Consider the following 8,281-nt stretch of genomic DNA (forward strand, 5'->3'; position numbering starts at 1 on the left):
TCTGTGATCTAAGTTTTTTTCTGTTTCCAGTTCAAACCTAAATGTATGCCAGTTGATGCTATTCATGATTTATCTTCCTTGATTAAATAAAATTATAGCACACGGAGTTTTTCCGTAGTTTTCGATTAAATTAAGCAAAGAAGTGATTATCCCGAAGAAAAGAATTTTCTAAGGGCGCAATATACATTGCTTCGCAATGTGAAAATTTGAAACAAAATTTATTGCGTAAAATGGCAATTTCCCTGACGCTAAAGAATCTAATTATTTAATTTTATTAAATTCTAAGAAGCAAAGGTTGATTAATAAATCCATACTTTATTAATCACTATTGTGCTATATTTTGATTAATAAAACGTGAGGTTATTAATCATGAAATGGAATTGGCAGCTCGAGAATTGGCCTAATTTTACTTGGGACTCCGATAAATTAGTTGCGTATGAACAGTCTTTTACTGAGGGCGCAGGTATTATTATTGGTTCTTCGCAACACATTTCTCACGAAGGTAAGCAAAATTTATTTATCGACTTAATGTGTACAGATGCTTTGGATAGCTCAGAAATAGAGGGAGAGTATTTAAACAGAGATAGTGTTCAATCTTCTATAAAAAAAGAGTTGGGCTTATTTACTGAACCACATAGAGCCAGCATGGCAGAACGTGGGATCGCTAAAATGATGGTTGATTTATACCAAACGATTTCTAGTCCGCTAACACATCAAGTTTTATTTGAATGGCATCAATTTTTAATGGGTAATAGCCATCATTTGGAACATATTGGTCAATATCGTAAGCATGAAGAAGCAATGCAAATTGTTTCTGGACCTGATTATGATCGAACAATCCATTTTGAAGCGCCTCCCTCATCATCTGTTCCGGCTGAAATGGAGCAATTTATTGATTGGTTTGAACGGAGTTCTCTCACTGGTCCAGCCCCTTTACCTACATTAACCCGAGCAGGAATAGCCCATTTATGGTTTGAAAGTATCCATCCTTTTGAAGATGGAAATGGACGGATAGGGCGGGCTATAGCAGAAAAAGCTTTATCTCAAGGATTTTCAAAACCAGTAATGACGGTATTGGCAAAAATATTATTAAAAAAGAGGAAGGAATATTATCAACAATTAGGTTTAGCAAGTAAAACCTTAGACCTAACATCTTGGTTGATGTGGTTTGCTAATATCGCTTTAGAAGCGCAACAAAGCACTTATTTGTATATTGATTTTATTATTAAGAAATCTGTTATTTTAAGGGAAGCTGAAGGGAAAATTAATCCAAGGCAAGAAAAGGTTTTATTAAGATTATTTCATGCTGGGCCAGATGGATTTGTAGGTGGTTTAAGTGCTAAAAATTATATGAGTATTACTGGTGCAACAATTGCTACAACAACCAGAGATTTGAATGACTTGGTTAAAAAAAATATTCTCAAACGAACCGGCGAACTCAAAGCGACTCGTTATTTTTTAAATCTCGATAAGGCTTAAATGGAGTTTGTTGAATTGGGTACGCAGTGAGTGCCCAATCTAAGTGCCTCGCAGGGAGTGGCAAAATGGAACTTACTGAAGCTTATAATTTGCCAGACATTGTAAAAATTATATTTGTTCTTGATTTATAGTTTGTATCGCAATTACCCCAGTAGAATTAATCACTCCCATACACTTCAAAACATAATCAGTAATAAGCTGTAACATAAAGGGTCAGGCCTTGAGTTTTGATTATTTTTCCTTGCAATGTTTTCGTTGATTTATCCTGATAGTCGAATAGATTCAGCGACTTTTAATTGATAATGCACAATTCAAGGCCTGACCCCCTTTTATGCTTCTTTCCTGGATGCCGCGAACAAGTCGCGGCACGTAGCCGGTGGGGATAAATTGTCAACACGCCCTACTATTATTGGCAATAGAATTTGAAATATGCCTATAATGGCTGAACGGACTAAGTAATTTTTTATCACAGGGAAGGCTTCAAATGAGAAAAATATTTCAATGGGTAGTTGAATTTCTTGATGCTATTGTTGGTGTTACGGAAGATAAACCTAATGATCGCTCTATGAGTATTCATGAAGCTCGGGAAAAATATGAGGCCGGTTTGATTAGTATGAGTGAGTTCAATGAAGTATTTGAACGCAAGGAAGTGTTTTAAAAACGTCATAATGCGTCCTTTGGAGGCGATTTTTAATCCTGTTTTGGCAACGCGCATTCCGGATTGAGCTATGCTTTCGCTATGTCGTTCAGAGTCACTAATTAAATCCACTAACCCCGCTCCCGCCTCTTCACCAAAGTGGCTAAAACCTAGAGGGTCAGGCCTTGAGTTTTGATTATTTTCCCTTGCCATGTTGTAGTTGATTTATCCTGATGGTCAATAGATTTAGCAACTTTTAATTGATAATGCACAATTCAAGGCCTGACCCTCTTAATCCAAAGGCCTGACCCTCTTAATCCATGGCTACAACAACCAGAGATCTAAATGACTTGGTTAAAAAAATATTCTCAGGGTAAATCAGGGTTCAATAAGGGCTTAGAAGGGCTCAATCTTATGAGTTGTATGTCTATAATATAATAAGAATGTTCAAATTGAGGTTGTTATGAGGGCCAGAATTCTATTTGAATCGAAAAAACTAGATGAAATAGAGGCTTTTTCACCGGATGCGAGGCACGTTAGTGCATATGCTGTTTTGTTAAGAGATTTAGTTCAACAACTCGAAAACTATTTTGTTAAAGATGAAAAAACTTTAAAGACCTATACCCTGCAATTTTTTGAGCCTCAGTCAAAAATATTTAATATTGATAAAAAGTCGTTAAGTCTCATCCTTGAACATCTGGCGGGAGTGATGGATCAACAAATAGTATCGTTTATTGAATATGACTTAAAACAATATCGTGAACAGGAATACGGAATCCCTGTAGATGCTGATTATAGAACTATAAACAAACGAATGAGAGAAATCGCATTAAATCGTCGGACGGAAAAAAAGCCAATGACTGAACGCGAGGAAGATGTATATTTTGATTCTTTTTTAAAAGAAGAACTTAAAAAATATTATGCTCAGCGCCATGATTTTGCTGAATACTTTACTCAGTATCCTCAAATGGAACAATCACTTCGTCAAATTCAACAAGATGCAATACGAAATATCGAGAAAATGCTTCAACGGATTGAACATGATTTCCCAGTGCTGGAAAAAGGATTTTTAAGTCATATGAACGAGCCAAAACTAGTTGGTATTACGCCAAGCGGTAGCGATATGCATAAGCAAGGCCAACAAGTTTATTTTTTGACGTTTAGAGATAAGGACGAAAAAGAAATTAAAATTGTTTATAAACCAACTTCTGTCCAAGCAGATGCAATGCTGGTCGGTAATCTAAACAAGTTGAAAGCCTTAGATGCAAGCTATGAAGGACATGAGAGTTTGGCCGAAATATTTAACAGGCGAGCCCTGGAGCCTATTCCAACTTATTTAATACTGCCAAAAATTGACGATCCAGCCTCTGAATCTGTTACACAGCACTATGGTTACATTGAATTTTTACCTTCACAATCGCACCTGGACTATGATATGGCCACAAAAGTAGGGCGGAGTAAGTTTAGCGAGGCATTATCTTTAGCTGCTCTGGATGAGAGTTCTTCTTGTATTTTGAGAACAGAAAAAGAGGCACAACAATTTTCATACATCATGGGAATGACTACTCTATTAATTCAATCAGTTTCTGGTTCTGATTTTCATCATGAAAATTTGATTATTTCTCGAAAAAAACCGACCATTATTGATGCAGAATGTATTTTCAATCCACTTATAACGCCAACATTTTCGGGATGTTCTTTTCTTTTTCAGCCACTACAAGGACCATTAACAGGAGCAATCTCACCATTTTCAATGAATTGTGAGACCTATTATTATCATAGTGATATCAATAATAAAATTGAAGGAGCACGAGAGTTTACGGCAAAAAATCGTGCATATTATTATGATGCCGATACATGCAGATTCCACTGATGCCGATCAAAGATTCCATTCCATCGCGATCATAGATTCCATTTGATACCGATCACTGATTCCATTCGATGGCGATCAAACCGGAGCAAAGCGACGCTTTTTTAAAGTTTATGACTTATCCTCCAGATTATCTAATTTTGTAGTTATTTTTTTTCGCATTGACTCACCTTTCATATCAATTCGATGAGAGTTATGAACAAGTCTATCCAAGATAGCATCCCCCAATGTCAAATCACCAATAACCTCATGCCAGAGCTTAACAGGTAGTTGGCTAGTCACAATGGTTGAGGACTGATTGTGCCTGTCATCCATAATTTCAAGTAAATCACGGCGTTGCTCATCATTCATCGGAGCCAAACCCCAATCATCCAATATAAGGAGTTGGATTTTTTCTAATGAAGCAAGTAATTTAGGGAAACTCCCATCACCTCGGGCTAATTCAAGTGCCTGAAATAGTCTTGGTAAACGTAAATAACGTGCCGTAAAATTATTACGACACGCTTGATTAGCTAAAGCACATGCAAGCCACGTTTTACCGGTACCCGTGGGACCGGTGATCAGTAGATTTTGTTTTCGCCCAACCCAATAACAATCAGCAAGTTGCTTTATTACCGCCCTTGAGATTCCCCTTGAAACCGAGTAATCAATATCCTCTAAACACGCATTGGCTTTGAGTCTGGCTTGCCGCAATCGAGTGCTTAACTTGCGATTTCCACGTACAATACACTCTCGCTCTACTAGTAAACTAAATCGTTCATCAAAAGATAATTGATGAATATCAGATTGCTGCATCTGCTCTTGTAATGCCTCAATCATGCCGTGGCAGCGTAATTCTCTTAACTGTTCGAACAATGGCTGTGTTAACATAACAATATCTCCCTGAGTCTGTTAATGATAGTAATTTGCACCACGAACATTCTCATGGTGATTAGTTATATCAGCAGCCGCACTCGTGCTGGCAGGCTTTGATAGCGGCTGCTTATCCAACCCATTCTTTAAAATGGACTCAATATTTTTATATCGAACTGCACCAATATGAAGCCCTCTAATCGCTGCATTTTCTAAACGCTCTTTTCCATATTTTTTACTCATGCGAAGAATACCAAGACATGCGCGATAACCTTGCTGTGGTATTTTGTGCAAACTAATGACTTCATCAATTAATTGAGCTGTATGTGGCCCAATACTTTGTGCCCATCGATGTAATCGTTCAGGTGTCCATGAAACATAATCCTGATGGGCTTTTGGCATATGTTCATTCTGTGTGGTATGACCTGGCTTAAATGAACGTTGATGCAGCGCGATACGTTTATTATTTAAAAAACATTCAATCGTTCGGTCTCCAATTCGAACATCAATGAATTCCCCAAGATAACGCCATGGAATACTGTAATGATGTTTCTCAATGGTCACATGATAATCAATTCCAGCTTTAGCACGTTTCCAATAAGCAAATTGATAACGATGAATGGGTAATGATTTTAATGCAGGCCTATCAATTTCTAAAAACTGGGAATAACGAGAGCCAGATAACTGTTGAAATGGACGCTCATTATAAGCTTGCAATAAGGGGGCTATTGCTGAATTAATCTCAGAAATATTAAAGAAAGTACAATCTCGCAATCGAGCTAAAATCCATCGTTGAATACCCTGTACACCCACTTCAACTTTGGCTTTATCTTTCGGGGATCGTACTCGAGCAGGAATAACAGCGACATTATAATAGTTGGCCATTTCTTGATAAGTCATGTTGGTATCGGGGTCGTAGAGATGGGGTTGTGTAACTCCTGACTTGAGATTGTCAGGAACGATGCTGGTGGTAACGCCACCAAAAAATTCGAATGCCCGAATATGCGCAGCTATCCAATGACGTAAGCTCTGGCTTTCTGCTGCTTCAATAAACGTATAGTTCGAAGCACCAAGCACTGCTACAAAGATTTCTGCTTTGTGTAGTGCGCCTGTGTCTTTATCAACCCATGGAACAGTGAGTCCAGAATAATCTACGAATAACTTTTCACCGGCATGATGGGTAATACGCATGCTTGGATTCAGTTTACACGAGAAATCTCGATACATCTCACAAAAACGACTGTATCCGTATCCATCAGGATATTGGCTGCGATACTCATACCATAGCAATAATAAGGTCACGCCCTTGCGTTTTAGCTCTCGATGAACCCATGATAAATCAGGGGTAGGTCTATTAAGTTTTTTGGGATTAGACTCTTGGGGAAATAAGCGAGCATAAAGTTCAGCGTCACTCATCGACACAGGCAATGGCCACGACACGTCAAACATTTTGGCACGTGATAAATAGCTACTCACTGTGCTAGCACTAATATCAACACTTGCTGCAATTTCTCTATTGTTCAAGCCACCTTCATATCGCAGCTTTAAAACTTCTCTTATTTTACGCATCGATAGCTTCTCCGTTGGCATTTCTACTTTCCTTCTGTTTGACCAAACAAAAGGATAAAACGGTTATCGTGCGTCGCTCAATATGCTTACGTATTGCTCATTCTTGATCGGCTTAGAATGGAATCTTTGATCGGCATCAAATGGAATTCGTGATCGGCATCACTGGAATCTGTGATCGGGATGGAGTGGAATATGCAATACACAACAATTAACTTCCTATGTCGTTGATCAAGAGTCTTTTATGGCTGGTTATCGTCACGGTTTAAATGTTATTACTGAAGATAAAGATTTTTTAAAATGGTTTGATCAAGAAAAAGTAAGGGAAATGTGTATTCGTATGCTTCCTTTTGCCACCCAAGATTTTGGACGACAAAATATTCAATATTGCAGCCAAAATTTTTCTTATGACTTATTTAAAGAATATGCTGACAAGAAGTTAAAGGAAGGTTTGCAGACATATCAAGATGATTTAAGTCAGTATGATAAGATTCAATCTCAAAAAGAAGATAAAGGGGATAAGGAAGAAAAATGTGATGATAAGATATCAAGATATTTGCCAGTAATGCCTTTACCTAAGGCTGTTATTTATTCTGACGAGAATAATCATGACCAAGAGATATTAAAAGAAGCGGCATCTGCTTCAATTCCTTATTATTGTATGCGAGCGGATGATCGGCACCTTTATGACTTTAAGGGTAAACCAATTTTTATTCCATTAAATTTCTTTATGGCTAGAGAAGAAGTGTTTAATCAAGAATATGGTGACGGCATCGGAATAGATGCACATGTTTTTTTTATCAAATCACCATTAGATTTTGCCCGAGAGAGAGCTGTCGCCATAGTCCATAATCAAGAACTAAGAGACTTAATGTGTGAAGATGCCCAAAATAATCTGGTCTTATTGCATGCTGGGTTAGAATATCATATCCAATTAGAAGCAGAATATGTTGTTTCGATGACAGTACAACCCCAAGTCATTGCGAATAACCCTTTTGCTTGAGGGTAATAAATCCTACTGTGAATTTTTAGCAGCATATCCTTATTTGAATTGCTCATAATAAAAGAATATATGGCTCGACTTCAAACCATTATGCTATGGCAAGCGATAAATCATGGCGTTAATCTCTTGGCCTGTCGATTGTAACAAATCATCAACATTGGTGCTCGCTTGGGGCATCTGAATCGCCATTGTCTAAGTGCTTGTTTGGCAGAGTCTCGTTTATTTGTGCCATTTATAATAAAATCACCCTGAAATCATCGAGGCAAAATAAAAAGTAAAATAGTTCGGGTCAAGACTATTTTTTTATTTTTTATTTGTATAAGATAGCTAGGTCTAAATTCAATCTAATATCCTTTTTCTGTGGATATCTATTTTTACCAAATAATCAATTACCAGTTAGCAACCTAGAAGACTTCTTGCACTATCTAATTTATATCATTTTTAAATCCCCAACACCTCATTTAAGTTATTCACAATTTCTGTGGATAAGTCTGTTTATAGTCTGTCAAACTTCTTGTAGGATTGAGAAGTTAATCCGATGATCCATCATTTACCAAGGTGTCTTTGATATCGAGATACAAATAATCTGTCACACTTCTTCGAAAAGCTATTTTTGTCCCTTATTTTCTTCAAGATGGAGTTTGATCCCTGTGTGGTTGATAAGTACTCAGTTGTCGTGAAAAAACAAATTTTATTCATCAAATTCATTATCTGCGCATCGTTCTGCTTAAAGTAATTACTCTGATACGAATTTGAAAGTTGTCAAAGAACTTTATATTTATGAATATCTTAGCTCCTATTTATTTTGTAATTTGATTTTAGCCCTTTATTTGGATAATATGCTTTCAGTTAAGGCAACCGCTTATTTATTCTC

Annotated in this window: 6 protein-coding genes; 4 read left to right on the plus strand and 2 right to left on the minus strand. The window is 37.1% G+C overall.

Going from position 1 to position 8,281, the window contains the following annotated elements; translation table 11 throughout:
* Positions 1-369: 369 nt before the first annotated feature.
* The 3 genes from OQJ26_RS18395 to OQJ26_RS18405 all read left to right on the plus strand — a co-directional run bounded on the left by OQJ26_RS18395 (position 370) and on the right by OQJ26_RS18405 (position 3,989).
* Positions 370-1,479, plus strand: coding sequence for a Fic family protein (locus tag OQJ26_RS18395; RefSeq protein ID WP_265705152.1), 1,110 nt, complete (start codon positions 370-372; stop codon positions 1,477-1,479).
* A 484-nt stretch (positions 1,480-1,963) separates the two neighbouring features.
* Positions 1,964-2,137 (plus strand): hypothetical protein, encoded by a 174-nt coding sequence (locus OQJ26_RS18400; RefSeq protein ID WP_265705153.1) that lies wholly within the window; start codon positions 1,964-1,966, stop codon positions 2,135-2,137.
* A 532-nt stretch (positions 2,138-2,669) separates the two neighbouring features.
* The gene (locus OQJ26_RS18405; RefSeq protein ID WP_265705154.1) at positions 2,670-3,989 is read left to right on the plus strand and encodes a DUF4135 domain-containing protein; all 1,320 of its coding nucleotides are present in this window, start codon (positions 2,670-2,672) and stop codon (positions 3,987-3,989) included.
* A 108-nt stretch (positions 3,990-4,097) separates the two neighbouring features.
* On the opposite strand, the gene istB is transcribed toward OQJ26_RS18405, so the two are convergent.
* Together istB and istA are read right to left on the minus strand one after the other, a co-directional pair.
* Positions 4,098-4,856: an IS21-like element helper ATPase IstB gene (istB, locus tag OQJ26_RS18410; RefSeq protein WP_265703158.1), complete on the minus strand. Its 759-nt coding sequence runs from the start codon at positions 4,854-4,856 to the stop codon at positions 4,098-4,100.
* 21 nt (positions 4,857-4,877) lie between these two features.
* Positions 4,878-6,428, minus strand: coding sequence for an IS21 family transposase (istA, locus tag OQJ26_RS18415; protein WP_265703157.1), 1,551 nt, complete (start codon positions 6,426-6,428; stop codon positions 4,878-4,880).
* Between the two features lie 220 nt (positions 6,429-6,648).
* On the opposite strand from istA, the gene OQJ26_RS18420 reads away from it, so the two are divergent.
* Complete coding sequence (locus OQJ26_RS18420) at positions 6,649-7,407, plus strand: hypothetical protein (protein WP_265705155.1); 759 nt, start codon at positions 6,649-6,651, stop codon at positions 7,405-7,407.
* The last annotated feature ends 874 nt before the right edge of the window (positions 7,408-8,281 follow it).

Source organism: Legionella sheltonii (assembly GCF_026191355.1).
Taxonomy (GTDB): domain Bacteria; phylum Pseudomonadota; class Gammaproteobacteria; order Legionellales; family Legionellaceae; genus Legionella; species Legionella sheltonii.